General features: G+C 51.6%; 9 protein-coding genes and 1 pseudogene. 3 read left to right on the forward strand and 7 right to left on the reverse strand.

What is annotated here, in order from left to right; genetic code table 11:
* Positions 1 to 140: pseudogene (locus ABEB26_RS27020) on the forward strand (IS982 family transposase); the annotation flags it as partial.
* Between the two features lie 365 nt (positions 141 to 505).
* Here the strand turns inward: ABEB26_RS27020 and ABEB26_RS25095 are convergent.
* The 7 genes from ABEB26_RS25095 to ABEB26_RS25125 form a co-directional block, all read right to left on the reverse strand.
* Positions 506 to 2,245, reverse strand: coding sequence for an ATP-binding cassette domain-containing protein (locus ABEB26_RS25095; protein ID WP_345724836.1), 1,740 nt, complete (start codon positions 2,243 to 2,245; stop codon positions 506 to 508).
* Positions 2,242 to 3,981: an ABC transporter ATP-binding protein gene (locus ABEB26_RS25100; protein WP_345724837.1), complete on the reverse strand. Its 1,740-nt coding sequence runs from the start codon at positions 3,979 to 3,981 to the stop codon at positions 2,242 to 2,244. The genes ABEB26_RS25095 and ABEB26_RS25100 overlap by 4 nt, the downstream gene beginning before the upstream one ends.
* A gap of 3 nt (positions 3,982 to 3,984) precedes the next feature.
* The gene (gene ectB / locus ABEB26_RS25105; protein WP_345724838.1) at positions 3,985 to 5,274 is read right to left on the reverse strand and encodes a diaminobutyrate--2-oxoglutarate transaminase; all 1,290 of its coding nucleotides are present in this window, start codon (positions 5,272 to 5,274) and stop codon (positions 3,985 to 3,987) included.
* Positions 5,275 to 5,475: 201 nt separating this feature from the next.
* Positions 5,476 to 9,582, reverse strand: coding sequence for a non-ribosomal peptide synthetase (locus ABEB26_RS25110; protein WP_345724839.1), 4,107 nt, complete (start codon positions 9,580 to 9,582; stop codon positions 5,476 to 5,478).
* Positions 9,579 to 13,013, reverse strand: coding sequence for an amino acid adenylation domain-containing protein (locus ABEB26_RS25115; protein ID WP_345724840.1), 3,435 nt, complete (start codon positions 13,011 to 13,013; stop codon positions 9,579 to 9,581). Before ABEB26_RS25115 ends, ABEB26_RS25110 begins: the two co-directional genes overlap by 4 nt.
* Positions 13,010 to 16,447 carry a non-ribosomal peptide synthetase gene (locus tag ABEB26_RS25120; RefSeq protein ID WP_345724841.1) on the reverse strand — a complete coding sequence of 1,146 codons (3,438 nt, stop codon included), beginning with the start codon at positions 16,445 to 16,447 and terminating at the stop codon, positions 13,010 to 13,012. Before ABEB26_RS25120 ends, ABEB26_RS25115 begins: the two co-directional genes overlap by 4 nt.
* Before the next feature lie 2 nt (positions 16,448 to 16,449).
* On the reverse strand, positions 16,450 to 21,426 hold the full coding sequence (locus ABEB26_RS25125) for an amino acid adenylation domain-containing protein (protein WP_345724842.1): 4,977 nt from the start codon (positions 21,424 to 21,426) through the stop codon (positions 16,450 to 16,452).
* 237 nt (positions 21,427 to 21,663) lie between these two features.
* Between ABEB26_RS25125 and ABEB26_RS25130 the strand changes: the two genes are divergently transcribed.
* Complete coding sequence (locus ABEB26_RS25130) at positions 21,664 to 21,987, forward strand: hypothetical protein (protein ID WP_345724843.1); 324 nt, start codon at positions 21,664 to 21,666, stop codon at positions 21,985 to 21,987.
* A gap of 863 nt (positions 21,988 to 22,850) precedes the next feature.
* Positions 22,851 to 23,489, forward strand: a complete 639-nt coding sequence (locus tag ABEB26_RS25135) for a DDE-type integrase/transposase/recombinase (protein WP_345724844.1) — start codon at positions 22,851 to 22,853, stop codon at positions 23,487 to 23,489.
* The last annotated feature ends 421 nt before the right edge of the window (positions 23,490 to 23,910 follow it).

The following is a 23,910-nucleotide window of genomic DNA, read 5'->3' on the forward strand; positions in this document are numbered from 1 at the left end:
CTTCCCCAGGGCCTGCGCCAGCCCTCGCGCCAAGCGAGGTGCTGACCATCCTGTTGGCGATGGATCTCGTCCCCTTTCCCAGCGAACGCGGCTTCTTAGGCTTTCTGCGGGCAACCCATGGTGATCTAATCGGGTCTTTGATAAAGGCAACCGCCCCATGGAAGGTGTCACTCGGCAAGTGTTCAATCCGCTTGCCAATCTGCTTGACCATCGTCCAGAAATCATCACCGCTGTTCGTTCCCCAATAGCCCGTGTAATCGCTCCATTGGCATTGCGCATCGGGGTCGTTCGAATAGAACTGACAGGGAATCCACGTGCCATCGGGCTGGACTCCCTTGCGGTGGCCGGTTGGGTCGGTCTAGGTGGCCGGGTTATTATCCACATAGGCATAGCGATGCATCAATCACGGAGACCCACCACGCGCAAACAACGGTTTATATGGCGCGAGCTGTCTCCACGAGCGTAGCCCCGTGACCACTTGGAATTATGTGATCTGAGTTCAGAGCTATGGTTCAGCTTGCCAAAGCTCACGCATGACTGCCGATGTTTCACGCAAATCATGGAGTTGGCCTTGGGCTGCAATTTGACCAGCCTCAAGCACAATGACCCAATCGGCTAGCTGAAGGACAGCACGGCGATGCGAAACGACGAGCCAGGTGGTTGGGTGTTGGCGCAGCGCTTGCCACAGTTGTTGCTCGGTGGTTACATCCAAGGCGCTCGAACAATCATCAACGATCATTAATTCGCTTGAACGTACCAACATCCGCGCTAAAGCTGTTCGTTGCAGTTGACCACCGGATAAGCGCACCCCTCGCGCACCAAGCTCTGTCGCAAGGCCTTCGGGCATGTGCTGTAAATCTGGTGCTAATACACTTGTTTCAATCGCCTGTTGTAATTTGGTAGTACTTAGGTTCAGCCCTAAACTCAAATTATCATGCAGCGAGCTGCTCAATAAGCGCGGTACTTGGGCCGTATAAGCACAATTTGGGGGAATCAGTTGTTCAGCAGGGTGTTCGATCAACTGATCATTCCAGATAATCGTGCCATGTGCTGGCACTAACCCAAGCAAGGCCCGCAATAGGGTGGTTTTGCCCGAACCAACTTTGCCGGTAATTACCACAAACTGGCCACGCTCAAGTCTGAAATTGATCGCCTTGATGCCAGCTTGGCTGTTGGGGTAGTAATAGTCTAAGTTGCTTATGTCAATCCGTTGCAATACTGGTAAAGTACTGGCTGGGCTAAAATCAAGCTGTTGATCGGGCGTAATTGGTCCATGTTCAACCAAAGCGGTTGGCGGTGCATCCTTTAACAGCTGTTGCATACGTTGGAACGAAACTCCCGCTTGTTTGTAGTGGGTCAGCAACAAGCCAATCAGCGAGGGTAAACGGGTAACCATCGAAAAATAATAAACAAACAGCGAGAAATCGCCAACACTAAAATTACCAGTACGCATTGCCTCGCCCGCTAGCAACAAGATCATGCCTGTGCCAAGGCTAATTGTGTTAGCGTAAACGGAGCTAAGCAAGGCGGTGAAGGCTCGATCTTTGACCATGAATTGGCGGCGTTGATCGTTCAGGTGTTGAAAATGGCCGATTACTGCAGCTTCAGCATTCGCGACTTTGATCGCTTGGGTTGCCCCAAACATTTCGCCCAAAAAATCGGAAACCTTGCTGGTTGCGGCCCGACTGGCCTGACGATAGCGCTGAATCCGTTGGTTGGCGATGGTAAAGGCTGAAACCACGATCAGCAATGGACCCAAAATAACCAAGGTTACCTGTTGATTGATTTGCAGCAAAATTCCCAGCGCAATTAGACTGAACAGCACATTACCAAATACATCAAGCAGCCAAATGCTGAAGGTCAGAATTTCCTCAACATCATCGCGAAAATTGTTGATCGCCGCACTGGATGAGGTATACAAGGCTTGTGCGCCTGGCTGAGCCAAAATCCGCTTGAGCATATTTTTGCGCAACAAGCCTGCAATGTTGTATTGCACGCTAATATCCATTGCCGTTCCGAGTTGGGTCAATAAACGCCGACTAATCTCAGTGGTGATCAAGAGTGCGAGGAGCGTCCAGATGCCAAATACCGCTGGAGCCGAGCCGCTGAGTTGGTCGAAAATTGCCCGATTGATCAAGCCTGGCAGCAAGGGTGAGATAAAAAATATGCTCCAAATCAGCACCCCAAAGCCATATATTGCTGGTCGATAGCGGATCAAACGCAGCATTAATTGCCAAGCTTTCATGCCAGCACCTCGCTTAAGCCACGTTGCAGCAACTGGCTATACTGCGATTGAGGGTTTTGTAACAGGGCTTGGCGTGGGCCAAACTCGCGAATTATGCCAGCATCGAGCACTAAAATTGCATCGGCGCGTTGCAAGGTTGCCAACCGATGAGCAATAATAATCGCGGTGCGGCCTACCAACAGCCGATCTAAGGCCCGCTCGACAATCGCCTCACTCGCTGGATCGAGCCGTGATGAAGCCTCATCGAGGATAATTAATCGTGGATCTTTGAGCAAAATTCGCGCGAATGCTAAGAGCTGAGCTTGGCCCGCTGAAAGCCCATTTGGCTTGATCTGTGTATCGAGGCCATGTTCAAGGCTGTTAAGCCAGCTGGTTAGGCCAAGGGCTTCTAAGGCAGCAAGCAATTGGTGATCAGCAATTGTTTGATCGAACAAGCTCAGGTTGTCGCGAACGCTGGCATGAAAGAGTTGCACATCTTGGGTCACAAAGCCAATCGAGCGGCGCAAATCGGCTAAACTGGTGCTGCGAATATCGATGCCGCCTAAACGAATTGTGCCTTGATGCGGATCATACAAGCGTAATAAAAGCCGAATCAGGCTCGTTTTGCCGCTACCAGTCCGCCCCAAAACGCCTAAAATCTGGCGGGCTGGCAATTCAAATGAAAGTGACTGCAAGACTGGCGTATCGGCGCTATAGCCAAACGAAACTTGCTCAAACCGTAGATCAAGCGCTTGTTGCGGGATTGTCGGGCCAGTGCCATCAACAATTGATGGTTGCTGTTGGCGCAGTTCATCGATGCGCAAAATGCTGGCACTGGCTTTTTGAAACTCCTGAATTTGGCGCAAAATTTGCTCGAGCGGCGTGGTGAGCAAGCCAATATAGGCAGTGATGATATACACGCCGCCGATCGTGGTTTGTTGCTGTTGATACAGGTAGATACCAATACCCAAGCCTAAGCCACTGGCGATAATAAACATCGATTGACCAGCGTTATACAGCCAAGCGGTGGCCAGCTCAGCTTTACGAGTTTTACGATAGAGCACGAGCATTTGGCGATAAAGTTGTTGCATCACATAATTGCGTGCGCCGCTTGAGCGAATATCCTCGGTTGCGGCGAGCCGTTCTTCTAAAAAGCCAAATAGCTCAGCACTAGCTTGGCGTGATTCGCCCCAGAGTGGCACACCAACTCGCTGCATTTTTTGTAACAGGCTGATCGCCGCCGCCACACAGACGATCAACCCAGCCGCAACCCGCCAATCTTCCAAGGCCAAAGCCACAATAATCCCCAGCAGCAACAAGCCATTGCCGAGCAATTGAATAATAAACTGGGTGAAAAAGTTAGCTAAGGTCGTAACATCGCCGTCGATTCGCTCAATTAGTTCGCCTGGTGTTTTTTGATTGTGAAAACGACTATCCAAACCTAGGCAATGGGCGGTCAAGTCGGCGCGTAAGGCATTGGTTGCTGTCCAGCCAATTTGCTCGCTCAGATAAACCGCGCCGAGCGCTAAAAATTGCTGACCAAAGGCGATGCTCATAAAGAGCAGTGCCAAATTGGTCAGTTGCTCCAAAGGTTGAGCAGCTAGAGCCGAATCTAAAAATTGGCGCATAATTTGCGGATTAAGCAATTGCAAGCCGATGCCTATAAAAACTAAGCATCCCAAGCTGAGCACCCGCCCGCGCTGTGGCTTGAGATAGGTTGCCAGTAAACGACGATAACGCGCTAGCGGAAACTGCATTGCTTATTCCTTTGTGCTAGCCAAATAGGTTTGAACTACCTGTTGTAGAATGGCACAGCCTTGGGCAAGCAAGGCCGAATCAATGGTTAATGGTGGCATGATTTTCAGCACACTATCGCCACGGCCAACCCGCTCGATAATTAACCCTTGCGCAAAACATTCCTGCATAATCGCTTTTGAGGCCGCTGGGCCAAGTTCGGCGAAATCAATCCCCCAAACCAAGCCCTTGCCACGAATCGTCAAGCGCTGATCGAGCGGTAATAGTTGGGTTTGCAAAAAGGTTTCGAGTTGCTGAGCCAGCGTATGAATGGCCTTGCTGAATGTGTCAGTTTGCCAATAATCAAGTGCAGCGGTTGCCCCCACAAACGCCAATTGATTACCACGAAATGTACCAGTATGCTCGGCTGGCTGCCATTGATCATATTCAGGCTTGATCAAGACCAGCGCCATGGGCAAGCCATAACCGCTAATCGACTTGGAAAGCGTCACTAAATCGGGCACAATTCCAGCGTCCTCAAACGAGAAAAAGCTCCCAGTCCGACCACAACCTACCTGAATATCATCGCAAATCAACACAATGCCATGGCGATCACACAGATGGCGCAGGCCTTGGAGCCATTCGGTTGGGGCGACGTAAATGCCACCTTCCGCCTGAATTGTCTCCAGAATGATCGCTGCTGGTTTATCGAAGCCTGAATGGGTATCGGTCAACACCGTTTCAAGGTAATTTAATGAGTCAATTGCAGCTAGCGGGCCACGAGGATAGGGCAAAAAGTTGGTGTGCGCCAGTGGCACGCCAGCCGCAGCACGATGATCGGCATTGCCCGTGACCGCTAAACCACCGAGCGACAAGCCATGATAGCCGCCCATAAAACTGATCACGCTCGTGCGACCTGTGACTTTTCGCGCCAGTTTTAGCGCCGCCTCGACTGCATTTGCGCCAGTTGGCCCACAAAATTGAACTTTATAGGGCAAGTTGCGCGGCGCTAAAATAACCTGATTGAAACGCTCCAAGAAACTGCGTTTGGCACTAGTATACATATCCAAGCCATGCATAATTTGGTCGGATTCGAGATACTCAAGCAACACTTGTTTGATCTGCGGATTGTTATGGCCGTAGTTGAGTGCGCCCGCTCCAGCGAAGAAATCGATATAGGCGCGTTGTTGCTCGTTATACAGCAACGCGCCTTGCGCTTGGCGAAACACCGTTGGAAACGAACGGCAGTATGAGCGCACATTGGATTCGTATTGGTCGAACGCGGTGGTATTGATCGTCGTTATTTCACGTTGCATTGATGATGTTCCTTGTATACGATTTCGTTGGCAATGGTATCGATTGGCATGCCCTCACCCCCTCGCCCGCCGCAGTGGGTGAGGGCACGAGCACTGGTTGTTAACCCAATGACCTATTACACATAGCCCATAGCCCATAGCCCATAGCCCATAGCCTACAGCCATTATTTCTCTGCGCCTCGGCGTTAAAAATTTCTGACCCTATGCTCTCTGTTCTATGGCGTTTGCTAAAACCTGCACATAGGGCTGCCGCAGAATGCTGATATGATCGCCGCCAATCACCTGAACATGCAGATGTGGAATGACTGCTTGCCAGCGCTGAGCTGCCGCTGAGTTGGCTTGCGCTTGCAGCAATTGAACCGCCCCAAGGTATGTAGCAGGCTGGTAGTTTTGGATTGCTTGGGCATGGTTGGTAAAAACCGCATATAGTCGTTGCGTTAGATCGAATGGCAGATCAGCATCAATCAGGCGAGCCTGTTGGGCTTGTTGATAGAGTGCTGCTAATTGTTGCTCTTTAGGCAATGCTCCAATTGCAGGCCAAGCGATCTGTTGAGCAGCTAATGGATCAACATCAGCAAACAGATCGGCGGCGAAGCTCTGAATCAATGGGAAGGGATCAGCAGGTGGCTCGGCCAGAAAGCTATCGATCAAACTGAGCATGGATACCTGCTCACCAGTCAGTTGCAGTTGCCGCGCCATTTCAAGCGCAACCAAGCCACCAAACGACCAGCCAGCCAAACGATATGGCCCATGAGGTTGCAACTGCCGCAGCACTTGGCAATAGGCTTGGGCAATTGCCTCAACCGTGGTATGAGTTGTACCGCCGTCAATTCCAGGTGCTTGCAGCGCATACAGCGGTTGCTCAGGATCAAGCGTTGCGGCCAGCTCGCTATAACAGCCAACTGTGCCAGCAATTGCATGGACACACATCAGTGGCGCGCGCGAGCCTTGGGGCTTGATTGGCACAAGGAGGCTGGGCAGTGCCGACGTTGCTTGGTGCTGTTCCAATAATGCGGCAAATTCACGAATAGTTGGCGCTTCAAAAATCATGCGCAATGGTAAATCACGGCTATAATGCTGGCGCGTGCGCAGCATCACCCGCGTTGCCAAGAGCGAATGGCCGCCGCTGCTAAAGAAATTGGCATCAATACTGATTACGTCAAGTTTCAGTATTGATGCCCAAATTGTCGCTAAATCGGCCTCGGTCTGAGTCCGTGGCTCAACCAGCCTCGTTTGAAAGCCACAGTTGGCAAGATTCGGCGCTGGCAGTTGTTGGCGATCAAGTTTGCCATTACGATTGCGCGGCAATTGTTCTAAAACTACATATTGGTTTGGCAGCATGTAGCTGGGCAAACGCTGTTGGAGTGCAGTCTGCACAAGGCTTGTCAACTCGGGATTATCGATGGCCGGAACCACGTAGGCGACTAATTGTTGCTGCCAAGGGTGTACCGCCGCCTCGCGCAAACAGCTTAATTCTGCCAAGACCGCCTCGATCTCGCCTAGTTCAATTCGATAACCGCGCACTTTGACTTGTTGATCAGCGCGGCCAATGAAGTGCAACACTCCATCGGCAGTTTGGCGCACCAAATCGCCAGTACGATAGAGCCGACTGCCATTATCGGCAAACGGATTGGGTACGAACGCGCTGGCGGTACGGGCTGGATCATTCAAGTAACCCCGACCAACTCCGACTCCGCCAATATACAATTCGCCGACTGCACCCAGTGGCAGCAATTGCCAATTTGCATCAAGCACAAACACCTGCATATTGGCAACAGGCTTGCCGATTGGCATTGTGCTATGGCCTTCGGTCGCAGCAGTATCCAGCCGTTGCAAGGTCACATCATCGGCACATTCCGCCGGCCCATACGCATTCAACAACGGAATCTGCGGATAGTTGGCAAACCATTGGCGAGCCTGAACTGGTTGCAAGGCCTCGCCCGTGGGCAAAACCCAGCGCAAGCTGTCCAAGAATGCTTGTTCAGCAGGGCTTTGCAATGTCTCAAGCAAAGCCTGCAACAGGCTCGGTACAGGCTCGAAAATCGTGACCTGCTGCTCAGCCAAGCTTTGGGCTAACGCCAACGGGTCACGCATCGTCTGATCGTCAATGATTGCGACCGTTGCGCCAACCAGTAAGCCCGCCAACATCTGCCACACCGAGATATCGAAGCACTGCGAGGCGGTTTGGGCCACCACATCATGGGCTTGTAGTTCCAACACCTGATTCATCACCAACAGGTGGTTGAGCATGCCCGCCTGATCGATCATCACGCCTTTGGGTGTGCCCGTTGAGCCAGAGGTAAACAGGGTATAGGCCAATTGCAACGGTGAACTAATGCTCCCCTCGTCCGCCGTCGTGGGAGAGGGGTCGGAGGTGAGGGAAGATATCTCGATTAACTGGGGCTGATTGTGGAGCACAAGCAACGGCTGAACATGCTCAGCAAACCAATAGGCTAAATCAGGTTCGCAAACTAAGGCTGGAATCGCCAATCCCTGCAAAATCTGGGCGCTGCGTTGGGAGGGCCAAGCAGGGTCAAGCGGTAAATAGGCCGCTCCAGCGTAAAAAACACCCAAAACCGCAACCACAAAATCGCTAGTACGCGGCAGCAAAATTGGCACGAGGGTTTCTTGCATAACGCCATGTTGTTGCAGTTGGGCCGCCAACGCCATGGCCCGTTGCTGCAAAGCCTGATAGGAATATTGCTGATGAGTATCGCGCACCGCAATTGCGTCGGGCGTAGCCGCAACTTGCTTGGCAAAGCGTTCTAAGAACGTAGCCGCGCCAAAGTCGTGCTGGGTTTGATTACTTAGGTTGAATAAGGCTGTTTGAGCTTGCTCATCAAATAAGCTAATCGTGCTAAGCGCCTGATCAGGCGCTGCGGCACTTACACGCAATACCTGTTGATAATGCCCAAGCATACGCTGAATCGTGGCCTGATCATACAAATCGGTATTGAATTCAAACCAACCTTCCAATCCAGTTACGGTTTCAATCAAGGTCATCGTCAGGTCATATTTGGTGCTATGCGCCTCGGTATCCAGAAAGTGCAGTTTTAAATCGGCGATTTCATAATTAACCTTGGGCGTATTTTGCAGCACAAACATCACCTGAAACAACGAACCATAGCCTGCGCCACGGTCGGGCTGCAGCACCTCGACCAACTGCTCAAACGGCAAATCTTGGTGGGCATAGGCTTCGAGCGTGGTTTCGCGCACTTGCACCAAAAATTCGCGAAAGCTCAGGTGCAGCTGAACATCGCAACGCAGCAGCAGCATATTGACGAAAAAGCCGATCAAATGCTCAATTTCAACCCGATCACGATTGGCAATCGGCGAGCCAACCACAAACTCTTGCTGCTGGCTATAGCGGGCTAACACCAGCTGAAACGCTGCCAACAACAGCATAAACATTGTCGCATGTTCGCGTTGGGCCAGGTGTTGCAACTGCTCAGTCAATCCCTGATCAATGCTAAATGGCAAGGCTGCGCCACGGCCAGTTTCGTGTTTTGGGCGTGGTCGATCGGTTGGTAAGGCCAAGGTGGGCAAGCGTCCAGCAAATTGGTTTTGCCAAAAGGCTAATTGTTCGGCCAAAACCTCGCCCTGCAAATATTCACGCTGCCAATAACTAAAATCGGCATATTGCAATGCTGCTGGGGCTAAATCGAGCGCTTGGCCCGCAAGCAAGGCGCTATAGCAATGGCGTAATTCCTCAATAAAAATTGCCAGCGACCAGCCATCAAAAATCGCATGATGCAGATTGAGAATCAACACATACTGCTGTTCCGCCAGCCAGAGCAAACGCCCATACAGCAATGGGCCTTGCGCCAAATCAAAACGATGGGCACTATCGATCAGTAATTGTTGTTCGATAATTGAGCGTTGTTCAATTGATAACTGTTTGATTGTTGATACTTGTTCAATTGGTGTCAAATAGCGTAGATCGACGGTTGTTAAGTCAAAATCATGGTTGTCAGCAATCGCCTGGATCGGCTGATCGTTAAGCACTGGAAAGCTGGTACGCAGGCTCTCGTGGCGGGCAATCACCGCATTAAAGCTCTGCTGCAAGTATTCGACATGCAACGGGCCATCAATCTGCACTGCAAACAAAATATTGTAGGCGGGATTACCAGGCTCGAGCTGGTCGATAAACCACAAGCGTTCTTGGGCAAACGACAGCGGAACTGGAAGATTGGCTGGCCGAGGCCGAATTTGGTTTGGCACAACATGCTCAATGCCTGCTTCTTCAAGCAAATAGGCCAGCAACTGAAGGTCATCGGTCGAAAAGCCTTGGGGCAAGGTTTGGCTCATGGTTGGCTTGTCCTTCCTGCGGCCTTTTGCTGTAAGGCCTGTTTGGTGCTGGCACTCATGCTTTTAATCTGTTGTAGCGCGGCGGCAATTTTGTTGATTCGGCCTGCCTGAGGCTCATTTATCAACAAATGCTGGCTTAATTGGGCAATTGTTGGATAATCGAACAACATTCGAATACTCGTGGTTACTTGCAAAAGTTGTTGCATGCGCGAGACGACTTGGGTGGCGTTCAAAGAATGGCCGCCCATGCGAAAGAAATCGGCATGCACATTATCGATTGGTAAGCCCAAGGCCTCTTGCCACATATCAGCGAGCGTTTGCTCTAGCGCTGTTTGCGGCGGGGTGTCAATTGGCTGAACTGTGGGCAATGTGGTGGAATGCTGTGCCGTCCAATGATTAGCCAATTGAACAGCGCCAAGTGTGCTGGTAGGATGCTGCGCCATTTGGCTCAAAACTGCCTGAAAATCGGCGGCCAAAGCTTCAATCGATTCAGCGGCGAATAACTCGCTAGCATATTCCAGCGTTAGTTGATAGCCTGTTGCATCGGGCTGCACCAACAGAACTAAATCGGTTTTGCTGGCCTGAATCGGCGTAGCCAGTGCTTGAGCTGGCGCACCCAAAATTAAGGGCTGGCTGGGCGCATTTTGCAACACCAACAAACTTTGAATCAGCGGAATCTGCGGCTGGTTGCTGCGCTCATGAGCCAGATTGGCCACAATCTGCTCGAATGGCAAGGCTTGGTGTTCATACGCTTGTAAGGCAATCGCACGAGTTTGCTGCACGAGATCAAGCCACGTTTGCTCGGCAGTGCAATGCAGGCGCAAGGGCAAAATATTAATAAAAAAGCCAACGCACCGATCAAACGCTGCATGCTCACGTCCAGCGCTGAGCGTGCCAATGAGCAGATCGCTGCGCTGGCTGCGTTGATAGAGCACGGTTGCCCATCCCGCCAGCAACAGCATAAACAAACTAGCATTGTTGGCGTTGGCCAAGCCTTGTAATGATTGGATAACCTGCTGATCAAGTCGATAAGTTTGGCTGATGCCTAAGCCCTGAATTTGCGCCGAACGTGGATAATCGGTCACTAAGGCTGGCAGCGGATCAAGCTGGGCAAGCTGGGTTTGCCAATACAGTTGCAATTTGGCCAAGCTCGCCGAAGCTAATTGCTGATGTTGCCAAGCCACAAAATCAAGGTAATCGTAGGACTGGGTTGCAAGATTAATTGGTTGGTTTTGCTCTAAGCTGGCATACAGATGGCTTAATTCAGCCCACAGCACCCCCAACGACCAAGCATCAATAATGCTATGGTGCATAACCACCAACAAGCTGGCGTGGTCGGGGTGTTGGGCCAAACCGACCCGCAACAACGGGGCTTGTGCCAAATCAAAGGGCCGATCAAGCAACCTTAACATCCTGTCCAAACTTGCTTTTGGCTGAAGCTCAAGCTGCCAAACTGGCTTAGGCCTAATCGCTTGCTGAGGAACACCCTCGATTAGCTGAATACTGCTACGTAAGATTTCATGGCGTTCGATTAGCCTTAGCCAGCTTTGTTCAAGCGCAACCGGATCAAGCTGGGCCTCGATGTGCCATGCATGGATCACATTGTAGGCGGTGTTTGGGCGTAATTGCTCGGCAACCCATAAACGTTGTTGGGCGAACGAAAGCTGGTGCAATTGTGGAGTGCGCTGATAGAATTGAGGCTCATTCTGAGCAGAGGTTTGCTGCTGCTGATCGATTAATCGTGCCCAAGCTGCCAAGCTTGGTTGCTCAAACAAGCTCGTAACCGAAAGCTGAAGCCGCCAAACTTGCTCAATCCGTTTGAGCACTTGCATCACATTAAGCGAATGGCCACCAAGCTGCAAAAAATGGCTCTCGCGCCCAAGCTGTTGCACGCCCAAGACTTCGCGCCAAATTGTCGCCAAACGTTGTTCAGTTGGGCTTTGCAATGGCTGCTTAATCTGGGCATCAGGTCGCGGCAAGGCTGCCCGATCAAGCTTGCCATTGGGAGTTAATGGCAATTCGGCTAGTTGCACCCAAAAACTTGGTAGCATATAGCTTGGTACATGGTGGGCTAAGCTTGCACGTAAGGCTTCACAATCGATCGGCTGATTAGCAACCAAATAGGCGGTCAATTGTGGATCATCAGCGATCAGTGTAATTGGGTGAACCACGGCTGCCTGCAATGGTGCTAAGCGCAGAATTTGGGCCTCAATCTCACCAAGCTCGATGCGAAAGCCACGAATTTTAACCTGCTGATCGTTACGCCCAAGGTAGCAAAGCTCGTTTGCCGCATTCCAATGAGCCAAATCACCAGTTTTATACATTCGTTCGCTGGGCGTGGTGGCCCATGGATTGGGCAAAAAACGTTCGGCAGTCAAATCGGGCCGTTGCAGATAGCCTTGAGCTACGCCTCGTCCAGCAATAAACAATTCGCCAATTTGCCCAGCCACAACAGGTTGATACTGGGCATCGAGGATAACGCAGGTTGTACCCGTAAATGGCTGTCCAATTGTTGGTGGCTGGCTTGAATTGCGCTCAACGAGCTGGTAGGTGGCATAGGTGGTAGCCTCAGTTGGCCCATATAAATTGAGCACCCGTTGAATATTTGGCTGCTGATACAGTTGCTGCGCTAATCGTAAGCTCAGCGGCTCGCCTGCAAGATTCACCGTGAGCACGCTGGACGGTAGTGCGTTATGATGCAACAGCGTTTGCACTGCCGACGGCACACTATTGATTAAACGAATCGGATGCTGCGAGTGGAAGATCGCTGGATCAAGCAGATTTTCCACCAGCACCAACGTACCACCACTAATTAATGGTAGAAAAATCTCGAAGATCGAAAGATCAAAGTTAATCGAGGTTGCTGCTAAAACTCCGGCGCGTTCGGCTGGGCTAAACGTGCTTTCAGCCCACGCCAAAAAAGTTAGCGCATTGGCATGGCTAATCAGCACACCCTTGGGTTGTCCGGTTGATCCAGAGGTATAGATGATATAGGCAGGGATTTGACTATGATAGCTGGGTTCACGCCCCGCCAAATCCTTCAGCCAAGGCTGATCAATCAACACACACTTAATAGTTGCAGGCAAGGCTGTTTGGCATGCCGTTTCGCTGATCACCAGCAGTGCCTTGGCATCGGCCAGCATAAATTGTAACCGTGCCGTTGGATAGGCTGGATCAAGCGGGAGATAGGTTGCGCCAGCCTTAAGAATTGCCAGCATCCACACGATGAGCTGTGGAGTGCGGTGCAAGCAAATGCCCACAACGCTCGCTGGTTGTACGCCCACATGTTGCAAATAGGCCGCTGCTTGGCTGGATTGTTGCTCAAGCTCGGCGAAGGTTAAGCCATAACCTGCGGGCGTTTGCACTGCCCAAGCGGCAGGTGTTCGGTTGGCTTGAGCAGTCACGAGTTGGGTAATATTCGAATAGCTCATTCGCCGACCGTCCGTTCTTGGCGCTTGGATGCTAAGGCTTGTTGGCGCTGCTCAGGCGTAGCTTGCTTGAGTTTTTGCACGAGCTCAGCGATTTTGGCAGTTTGACCAGGCTTGGTTTCTTGGTGTAATAAGGCTTGTTCAACGCCGCGAATGGTTGGTTGGGCAAACAGGCTGCGCAAACTCAAATTGACCCGTAACAATTCACGGATACGGGTCAGCACCAAAACCGCATTCAACGAATTACCGCCAACCTCGAAAAAGTTTTGATCAATGCTGATAATTGGTTGCTGCAAAATCTCTTGCCAAATTGCTGCAATCAGCGCCTGAATCGGATTATTCGGGGCAATACTCGGTGCTTGACCAAACGTTACGTTAAGTTCTACTAGCAAACGGGCATAATCGCGCTTGCCATTGTTGGTAAGTGGCAGATGTTCGCACAGCAACCAAAGATTGGGTTGCAGATAGTGCGGCAATTCGTGAGCCAGCGCTTGGCGCAGTTGCTCAATACTAAGTGTTGGCTGATTTGGCACAACCCAAGCTACCAAGCGCTCGTGTTGATCGAGCTTTTGCACAAATGCCCAGCAATCGGCAACTCCCGCTTGGCGACAAATTGTTTGTTCAAGCTCGCCAAGCTCAATCCGAAAGCCACGTACTTTGACTTGCTGATCGCCACGTCCAAGGTACTCCAACTCGCCAAATTGATTGATCCGAGCCAAATCGCCGCTGCGATAGAGCCGTGCACCAGTGCTTGACCATGGATCAGGTACAAAGCGTTGGGCCGTCAATGCCGCTTGCTTGAGGTAGCCCCGCGCCAAACCCGCCCCCCCTACGTAAATCTCGCCGACTACACCTTGGGGCACAAGTTGGCCATGTTGGTCGAGCAGATACATGGTTAAATCGGCGATTGGTTGGCCGATTAGGCTAGCTTTTGCAGCGATCAAATCATCAAGTTTAAGCCAACGCTCGGTCACATGCACCGTGGTTTCGGTGATGCCATACATATTCAGTAGTTGCGGTGCAGGCACAGGATAGGCTTGATACCAAGCGGCAAGGCTAGCTAGATCAAGTGCCTCGCCACCAAAGATGATCAAGCGCAAGGCCAAGTTTGCCGCTACAACTGGAGTAAGTTGGGGCAAGAGTTGGCGAAAAGCCGAGGGCGTTTGATTAAGCACGGTTATCGATTCATCTGCCAATAATTGGCTGAATTCTTCGGGTGAGCGGGTTGCGCTACTTGGCACAACAACCAAGCGTCCACCATACAGCAATGCCCCCCAAATTTCCCACACTGAGAAATCGAAGGCATATGAATGAAACAAGCTCCAGACATCATTAGCATCAGGTTTAATGGTAGCAACCGTCGCCTCGAATAGGCGCAGCACATTGGCATGGCTCAACAACGTGCCTTTGGGCTGACCAGTTGAGCCAGAGGTATAAATGATATACGCTAGTTGGTTGGGGTAGATTGTTGGTAAGTGAACTGGATCGTGGCTTGGGAGTTGATCAAGGTTGAGGGTCTTGGTTGATTGTAAATTAATACTGTGCAACAGACTATTTTGAGTAACAATTAAGTTGATCTGAGCATCGGCCAGCATCCATTCAATGCGACTTATAGGCAACTGAGGATCGAGTGGCAGATAGGCTGCCCCAGCCTTGAGAATCCCCAAAATGCCGATAATTAATTGCGGCGAACGTTCGCACAACAAGCCAATTGGTTGTTCGGGCTGCACGCCTTGAGCCAACAGCGCATAGGCCAGCTGATCAGAAGCTTCGGCCAATTGCTGATAGCTGAGCTGTTGATCAGCATAACTCAGGGCGCTTGCTTGGGGCGTTGCGCTTGCTTGGTGGCTAAAACGTTCAACCAGACTGGTATTGATCGGGTACGTTTGGTGCTTTGAATTCAGCACATTCAATAGATTGGTTTGTTCAGGCTGCTGCAATAATTCGATCTGCACGATTGCCGTATCTGGCTCAGCCACCAACTGCGCCAAAAATTGAGCATAGTGCGCAGCAAATTGGCTGGCAAACTGCTGCGATAACTGGTGCGGATCATAATTTAGCTCGCCCGTAATCTGCCCCGCCTGCTCAAACAAAATCAGGCTAAGCGGAAATTGCGGCGCTTGGTGGACAAACGCATAGGGTTTGATCAGCAAGTTTGGAGCTTCAAGTTGGCCAGTTGGCATATTTTGTAGGGCAAATAACGCTTGAAATAAGGGTTGTTGATCAAGTTTGCGCTCAGGCTGCAAGGCCTCAACCAACAGTTCAAACGGCAATTCTTGGTGGGCATAGGCCACCAAGCTAGTTTGGCGTACCCGCTCCAACAAGTGGCGAAAACTAGGCAGGCCACTTAAATCGGCTCGTAGCACCAAACTATTGATCAAACAACCAAGCAATGGCTCAGCTTCAGGCCGCAAACGCCCAGCAATCGGCGAGCCAACCGCAAAATCATTTTGTTGCGTATAACGACTTAACAGCGCGAAAAAGCCCGCCAATAAGCTCATAAACATGGTCGTGCCATGGGCTTGGTTCAGGCTCGCCAATCGCTCGACCAAGGCGCGATCAAGCTGAATTGGAATGCTGGTTGACACCATTTGCGCGGAATTTTGGGGTTCGTAAGGCAACGCCAAATTGGGTAAATCGGCCAATTGTTGTCGCCAATATGTCAGCAATTGCTCTAGCCTAGCTCCCTGCAATTGTTGGCGCTGCCAGACTGTCAAATCACGATATTGCACTGGCAAAGCGGGTAGCTGATGCGGTTGTTGGCATAATAATGCTCGATAGATGTGGGCTAGCTCGTTGATCATAATGCCAATCGACCAGCCATCGCTAATCCAATGGTGTTGTACAACCAAAAGAATATGATGTTTTTCTGCCAAACAGACTAAAACGCAGCGCAATGATGGTGCAATTGTCAAATCAAACGGTGCTTCAAAGGCTGCTAATAACATATGCTGGCATTCAGCCGCTGGATCGTTGGCAGAACGCAGGTCATGAAAAGCCCAAGGCAACTGCCAATTAACGGCAACCTGTTGCAATGGCTGAGCATCCTGCCACAGCACATGGCTACGTAAAATTGTATGGCGTTCGATCAGTTGCTCGAAACTCAACTGCAAGGTAGCCCGATTCAACTCGCCGTTGAGTTCAATCGCTGCCGGAATATGATAGGCCGTGCTGGTTGGGGCAAATTCATGCAAAAACCACAGCCGTTGCTGGGCAAAACTTAGCGCCACAGGCTGATCGTGCTCAAGCTTTGGAATCGGCGCAAATTGGTTGGACTGAGTTTGCCCCAAAAACTGACATAGCTCAGCCTTGTGCTGACGTAGCTGGCTTAATAGTTGCTCGGTTAGTGCACCTGACGGGGCATCGTAGCATAAACGCTCACCTTCAAGCCAAATCCGAATATCGGCTGCCCGTAATTGGGCCAACAGTTGCCACATGATTAAATTGCTCCTTGTTCGCGGGCTTGGGCTGGGGCTTGATTTGCGTGTTGCGCCCAGCGCAGGAGATCAAGCACATGAGCGAGTTGTTCAATTGTGGGTGCTTCAAACACACTCCGAATCGGCAAATCGAGCTGCCAATGCTGGCGAATTTGGCTGACCATGCGGGTTGCCAACAGCGAATGGCCGCCAAGTTCAAAGAAATTCTGATTGATGCCAACCTGTTCGCGTTGCAAGATCGCCGCCCAAAGCTCGGCCAATTTGGCCTGATCGGCAGTTTTGGGAGCGATAATCAGCTGCTCAGCGGTTTGCAGCTGGGGAATTGGCAAGCGCTGACGATCTAATTTGCCATTGGCGTTCAGCGGCAATTGGCTCAACCAACAATAGCCGCTTGGTTGCAGATAGTGCGGCAAGCGTGCTTGGACAAAATCATGCAGCACCTGATCGGCGACTGGTTCAGTTTTCGCGACCAGATAGGCGATCAAACGCGCTTGCTCAGCAGCACCAACCACAGCAACCGCAACCGAATGCAGCGCTGGATGCTGCAATAAACAGGCTTCGATCTCGCCTAGCTCAATCCGGAAGCCGCGAATTTTGACTTGCTGATCGCTACGCCCAAGGAAACTCAATACGCCTGCTTGGTTGTAGCGGGCTACATCGCCAGTGCGATACATTCGCGCCCCTGGCTCGCCCCACGGATCAGGCAAAAACATGCTGGCAGTGCGTTGCGGATCGGCCAAATAACCCCGACCAACCGCAATCCCAGCGATATATAACTCGCCTGCCACCCCGATCGGCACTAGTTGTAAGCTGGCATCAAGCACATACGCCCGTACATTGGCGACTGGTCGGCCAATTGGGATGGCGTGCTGCGGTAGCTCAGCAGCACTTGCAATCGGCCAAAGCGTCACATCATCGGCGCATTCAGCCGGGCCATAGGCATTGATCAAGGGAATGTGGGGATAGTGGGCAAACCATTGTTGGGCTAGCTCGCGCGGCAAGTTTTCGCCGGTTGGCAACACCCACCGCAAAGCAGCCAAACTTGGGGTTTGCTCAAGGCTAGCGATCGTTTCGAGCAGGGCTTGAACAAGGCTTGGTACTAGCTCGAAGATCGAGACTTGGCTTGATGCCAATTCAGCTAACAAGGCCTGGGGGTCACGCATCGTTTGATCATCAATAATTTGCATACGAGCGCCAACCACCAGCGCCGTCAGCAACTGCCAGACCGAAATATCAAACGATTGGGCGGCACTTTGGGCAATGCAATCAGCTTGGGTTAGGGCCAAACGCTCGATCATTACGTCAACATGATTCAACATGCCAGCATGATCGATCATCACGCCCTTGGGTGTGCCAGTCGAACCAGAGGTAAACAGCACATAGGCTAAATCACGATCATGCAATTGCGCAAAGCCTGATGCGGTTTGCTCGTAGCCCAAAGCCTGAGCCAAATCGAGCTGTTGCGGATAACCTTCAGCAGAGGCATCAGTTAGCAACCAATCGACATGCTGCGCAAGTTGCTGTTGGCGTTGCAGCGGGTGTTGTGGATCGATCGGCAAATAGACCGCGCCCAATTGCAAGATTGCCAACAACGCTGCGACAAATTGCGGGCTGCGCTCGGCTCGTAGGCCGACAATTTGCTGGCGTTGCACCCCGTGATCGCGCAAATAGCCTGCAATCGTTTGGCTGGCCTGTGCCAAATCGAAGTAACTCCAACGTTGCTCACGCCATGCGACGGCGATGCTTGTTGGCTGAGCTGCAACATGCTGGTAAAAACGTTCAAGCAACGAGCTAGTTTGGCGCGGTGCTGCGGTTGCGTTCCAATCAGCCAAGGCTTGGATTTCGCTTGGATGTACAATTTTGAGTTGACCAAGCCTTACTTTGGGCTGAGCCAAGATTGCGGCGAGGCTTAGTTGGAGATAATCGAGCATGCGCTGGCTGGTAAGCTGGTTGATATAGCCTTGCTCATACATCAACTTAAAGGCCAGTGCATCACCAGGCACAGCAACCAGCGTCAAAGGATAGTTGGTTTGCTCGCGCGAAGGAACTAAATGCAACTCCAAATCGCCTAAACTAGCCAAATTACTGCTGCTCACCGGATAGTTTTCAAAGACCAAAATACTTTCAAACAGCGGGCTATTGCGTGGCAGTTCGCTGCATGCCTGAATTTCCACCAATGAACTGGCCTCGTAACTGCGCACAGCACTCTCTTGGGCTTGTAAGGCTTGCAACCAATTAAGCACTGGCTGCTGCAAATCAAGCTTAACTCTGGTGGGCAGTGTATTCACGAACATCCCGACAATCTGCTCAACTCCGGCCAAATCGGTTGGGCGGCCAGCCGTGGTTGTCCCAAACACAAGATCGTGTTGCTGGCTATAGCGTGCCAAAACCAAGGCCCATGCTGCTTGCAACAGGCTATTCACGGTTAGGCCATGCTCACGAGCAAAATAGTGAAGCTGCTGGGTTACAGTAGGATCAAGCTGGAGCCAACTCGCGCCATAGTGCCGTTCAGCGTGGGACGAGCCAACCCGCTCAAGCGCCAAACTGGTTGGAGCAGTAAAATCGCGCAATAATTCACGCCAAAATGCTGTAGCTTGTTGATCATTATGTTGAGTCAGCCACTGGATGTAGCGCTGATAGGGAATTTCAGCTGCAAGCTTAAGCGTTTGCTGGTTGACTTCAGCTTGATAATAGCGGAACAAGCTATCCAAAATCAGCGGCAAACTCCAACCATCGATCACCAAGTGATGATTCGTCCAGATGCAGCAATAGCGTTGTGGCCCACGTTCAAACAAGGCCACGCGCATCAACGGCGCGTGGGTTGGCTCAAAACCGCGGGTGCGATCAGCCTGCAAATAGGCTTCGAGCAGCTGTTCTTGTTCAAGGCTATGCGTGGGTAACTGTTGATAATCGAGCGTGATTGCGGCTTGGCGCAGCACCAATTGCAGCGGCTCAGCTAAATCTTGCCAAACAAACGCGGTTCGCAGCATACTGTAATGGGCAATTGTTCGATTCCAAGCAGCACTAAATGCTGCCTGATTGAGCTTTCCCGTGATTTCAAACTGCATTTGGGTAATGTAATCGCCAGCCTCTGGCGCATACAAGCGATGGAACAAAATGCCCTGTTGCAGCGACGAAAGTGGGTACAATTGCTCAAACGGCGGGTACAATTGCTCAATCTGGTCAAGCTGGGCTTGACTAATTTGCGCCAAAGGAAAATCGGCAGGCGTAAAGCTTGGTTGGGTTTGTTGGCAACAATGCTCAATCAGCCTAACTAAGTTATTGAAAAATCTCTCAGCCAAGCGTTCAATTGTTGCTGCTGAATGCAGATGTTGGCTATACGACCATTCGATCTGCATGCGGCCCGCCAAAACTTGACAATTGATCGCCAATAGTTGTTCGCGCCGCCGCTGCGGCAACACGGCGCTTCCCGTCGATTCAGGCGCAGCGCTGAACAATTCGCTTGCTTGGAGCGTTTGATCAAGCTGACCAAAATAGTTAAAGCTGATCGCTGGGGTTGGCATGGCTTGCAACGCCGCATCAGTAGAGCGCAACAAGCCATAGCCGATGCCACGCTCTGGAATTGCGCGAACCTGTTCTTTAATTTGTTTGATCAGGTTTTTGGGGCTTGATTGCTGTGGCAGACTTAACTTTACTGGAAAGAGCGTGGTAAACCAGCCCACAGTTTGCGAAAGATCGAGCGGTTGATCAAGCTCCTCGCGACCATGACCTTCGAGTTGTAGCACTACATCAGTATGTCCGTTCCAATCGGTAATAGTTTGGGTTAAGGCTGCTAGCAATAGTTCGTTGATCTGGGTCTGATAGGCCTTGGATGCTTGTTGAATCAAGGCGGTGGTGTTGGCCTGGCTCAGGTGCTTGGTGATTGTAGTAACGCTAGCATAATCGTTATGTCCAGTTGTGTAATCAACTGGCACACTTGCGCTGCTGGTTTGGGCTAGCCAATATGCACGTTGCTGCTGCAATTCGGCGCATTGGGCATAGCGTTGTAACGCAGTGGCCCATTGGGCAAAATCGACAGCTGGTTTGGTTAATCGTTGGTTTTGCAATGCATGGGCGAGATCTTGAATGATAATCCGCCACGAAACTCCATCAACCACCAAGTGATGCATGACTAACAGCAAGCGGACAGGCTGATCATCAGGCATAGCGATGGATGCAACTCGCCACAGTGCTGCTTCAGCCAGATCAAAGGGCCGTTGCAACTGTTCAGTTGTGGCCGCAAAAAGTGCAGCAAGCTCAATCGGATTGAGGTTTTGAGCATTAATCTGCTCAAATTCAACCAGCGGCGCAGCATCAGCGGCCACAAATTGCTGCCAACCTTCAGTAGTACGGCGATAGCGCAAACGCAAACTAGCGTGCAACAGCGCAACTTGCTCGACTGCCACACGTAGTAGTGCAGGCTCTACGGCCTGATTAAGTTGTAAAAAGAGCACCTGATTAAACTGGCTGGGATTAGTTGGATCATCGAGGAGCCAGCGCTGAACTGGGGTCAGTGGCACGATTTGTCCAGCAGACAATTCGCTTTGGGCAACCTCAATTATTGCGGTTTGCGCTAGAGTTGCCAGTTGGGCAATCGTTGGCTGCTCAAACAATTGGCGCGTGGTCAGGCCAATGCCAGCCCGATTGGCGCGAGCAATCACCTGAATGCTCAAAATTGAATCGCCGCCCAACTGAAAAAAGTTATCGTGAATGCCCACATTTGGTACTTGCAAGGTTTGCTGCCAAATTGCTGCGAGCTGCTGCTCAAGCGGGTTGCGTGGAGCAATTTGGGTTTGCTGCTCATGCTGGGTTGCAAAATCGACGACTGGCAAGGCCGCACGGTCAATTTTGCCATTCGGCAAGCGCGGAATCTGCCCAAGCGGCACAAACGCCGCTGGCAGCACACAATCCGGAAGATACTCGTCTAAATACTGGCGCAACGTTTCGCTGAGCGCATCAAGCGTTATTGGCTCTGACACAGTTGGCATCGCTTTCTGAAATCTATGTATGAGGGAAGCCTAGAGGGGGAGCTTCCGCAAAAACACACCTCGTCCAAGCGATTATTCTAGCGCGATCTAGTTCAAAAATCGGTATCGAATCACGCAGCAATCATGTCAAATTCAACACCAAAATCACGGCTTGAAAGCAGCAACAAGCTCGTGGTATAGTGGCTTATATACACCATTTGGTGCTATGAGGGTTTTGGTGAGGAATCCATGAATACAACCAACCTCAAGCAGCTCTTAGGCTTACTCGAAGCTATTGCTGCCAATCCTATGATCTTTCTTGGAACAACCGATCTCGTTCAAATCGATTTTGCTTTGCAGACAATTTGGCTTACCAGTACAACTCTTCAAGTTCCCATGGATCGCAAACTGTATGCGCAGATAGTCCAAGAGGCTGGCTGGAACTATAATGGTGGAGAGGTGTTGGCCGCCCTACGTAAAACAACTTTAAATAATCAAGAGATTAGCCACGAATTGCTCCGCTTACACATTTTGTTAGTTCAACAGATGATCAACAGCCTAGAGCAAGATTAATTAATGATATAAGCGTGGCCCACACTGCTCAGTGTGGGCCACGCTTAAGTACTCAGCTTAAGTACTCAATGCCCGCTCAATCTCGATCCTATTGGCCAAGCAGTAATAGGGCTTAACTGTAAATTCCCCATGCGCATCAAGCTTAAATTCAAAGGACGCTCCTCTGACATCATGGCTGTGCAACCAAACACGATATCCAAGGAGCGTCCATGACGAGCACAAAAAACTCGGGGGCATGAACTGCTCTGGCGAACAGCAGCACACGGCGATGCCGATCAGCCAAGGTTGAGAGTTTGAAGCCGAAGCACCCACAGTAGGAGCCGTCAGCCCCTGAGACCGCTGCCCCGAGTTTTTAGCGCTCGTATCGTCTCAACGGATGTGGTGAGTTCGTTTTCGTGCCTGCAGCGCTGACGAAGTGTCCCAACCGTGGCCCTCGCGGGGTCAAATCAATGTCCTGATCCTCCAGCAACTGGCCTAAAAAACCGTTCGACCAGTTCGCATAGCATTCAAGTTGTAGGAACAATTTGCCCGTGATGGCTTTGCGGGTCTCGAAGATCATCGCACCCGGACGATCGCCCATCCCACCTCGCAACTGACGCTCCCGCTGCTCAAAGAAGTGCTTGATTTACAACAGGAATATCCGCGAGCAGTGCGCTTCCGCCTCCACGGGATTCTGACCCAACACCATGGCGATACCGCACCAAGTGAACGCACCGTTGGCCGCGCCATGGCCCAAAACCTGTCAATTCCACGGAGCACCTGGCCAATGGCCAGCGTCACCACCGCCCGCCACCACCCATCCACCGGTTCCGCTGCCCTACCAACCGACCTATCCCCATCGGATACCCGATGGGTGATTGGTTTTGGATATTCGCTATCTGGTCAAACTCGATGGTCAATGGGTCTATAGCCTGTGCATTCTTGAAGGCTATTCGCGCAAGATTGTCGGAAGTCTGGTCAGTGCCTATCAAGACGAATTAGCCATCCTCCAAGTCTTGTATGCCGCCGTGAATGAATATGGCGCTCCAGCAGGCATTGTCTCGGATAACGGGGCCGTCTTTATGGGTGCACTTTATCGCACGTTTCTCCAAGCATTGGAGATGACACCGTGTTACATTGCCAAAGGCGAACCATGGCAAAACCTGATTGAGGCGCAATTCAAGATCCAGCTGCGTCTTGCGGATGTCAAATTCCAGGGTGTCACAACGTTGCGTGCAATCCAGCACCTCCACCAGCAGTTTGTGGAAACCTTCAATACCACGCCGCCGCAATTGGGCACATCGCGAGCGAACCGATGGGCGAGCAACGCCAACGATGGTGCTGGTGAGTGGGGTGTTGGCCGGCTGTGGGCAGGGTACTGCGACAGTGGTCGTGGAATCAGCGACCGTGCCCACGTTGCCCCTCGTGCCGACGGTGGTGTTGAGCGGGGCGGCGGCACTCCACGCCACGAGTACGACCGTCGCCGCCACTCGTGCGCCGATCCAGACGGCGTTTGCGCGTGACGAACAGGCCACTATGGTCGCAGAGCAGTATCTGACCCTGCGTGAGGCCTTTGCGCGGGGCGGCATCCGCGAGCGTGGAACAGCATGGGCCAGCGATGCCGTGCTGGTCGATGCTGGGATTGGCTACCGCGAGAGGGTCGCGATCAGGACGGGATGTTTGCGGTGTCCGACCCCATTCCGACGCTCCAGTCGCCCCCCACCATGCCATGGACGGAAGCTACGGAAGCTGCGGTGGTGCAGGTCTTTTGGCCCACGCCACGGGCGGGTGCGCCGCTTAGGAAGGGGTTAATGGGATAACCTATGATGTGGTCCTGAACGTATAGACATGTATGCTATCATACCTATACGGGAAAGGAATCCACCAATGACACGGCAAAACCCTCGCACCTTTACGGCGGAATTTCGCCAAATGGCCATCGAT

This window comes from Herpetosiphon gulosus, assembly GCF_039545135.1.
GTDB classification, from domain to species: Bacteria; Chloroflexota; Chloroflexia; order Chloroflexales; family Herpetosiphonaceae; genus Herpetosiphon; species Herpetosiphon gulosus.

What these genes read in the sequence shown, in the direction of transcription:
- ABEB26_RS25095 (WP_345724836.1), bottom strand. Translation starts at nt 2,245, where the DNA reads ATGAAAGCTTGGCAATTAATGCTGCGTTTGATCCGCTATCGACCAGCA.
- ABEB26_RS25100 (WP_345724837.1), bottom strand. Translation starts at nt 3,981, where the DNA reads ATGCAGTTTCCGCTAGCGCGTTATCGTCGTTTACTGGCAACCTATCTC.
- ectB (WP_345724838.1), bottom strand. Translation starts at nt 5,274, where the DNA reads ATGCAACGTGAAATAACGACGATCAATACCACCGCGTTCGACCAATAC.
- ABEB26_RS25110 (WP_345724839.1), bottom strand. Translation starts at nt 9,582, where the DNA reads ATGAGCCAAACCTTGCCCCAAGGCTTTTCGACCGATGACCTTCAGTTG.
- ABEB26_RS25115 (WP_345724840.1), bottom strand. Translation starts at nt 13,013, where the DNA reads ATGAGCTATTCGAATATTACCCAACTCGTGACTGCTCAAGCCAACCGA.
- ABEB26_RS25120 (WP_345724841.1), bottom strand. Translation starts at nt 16,447, where the DNA reads ATGTGGCAACTGTTGGCCCAATTACGGGCAGCCGATATTCGGATTTGG.
- ABEB26_RS25130 (WP_345724843.1), top strand. Translation starts at nt 21,664, where the DNA reads ATGAATACAACCAACCTCAAGCAGCTCTTAGGCTTACTCGAAGCTATT.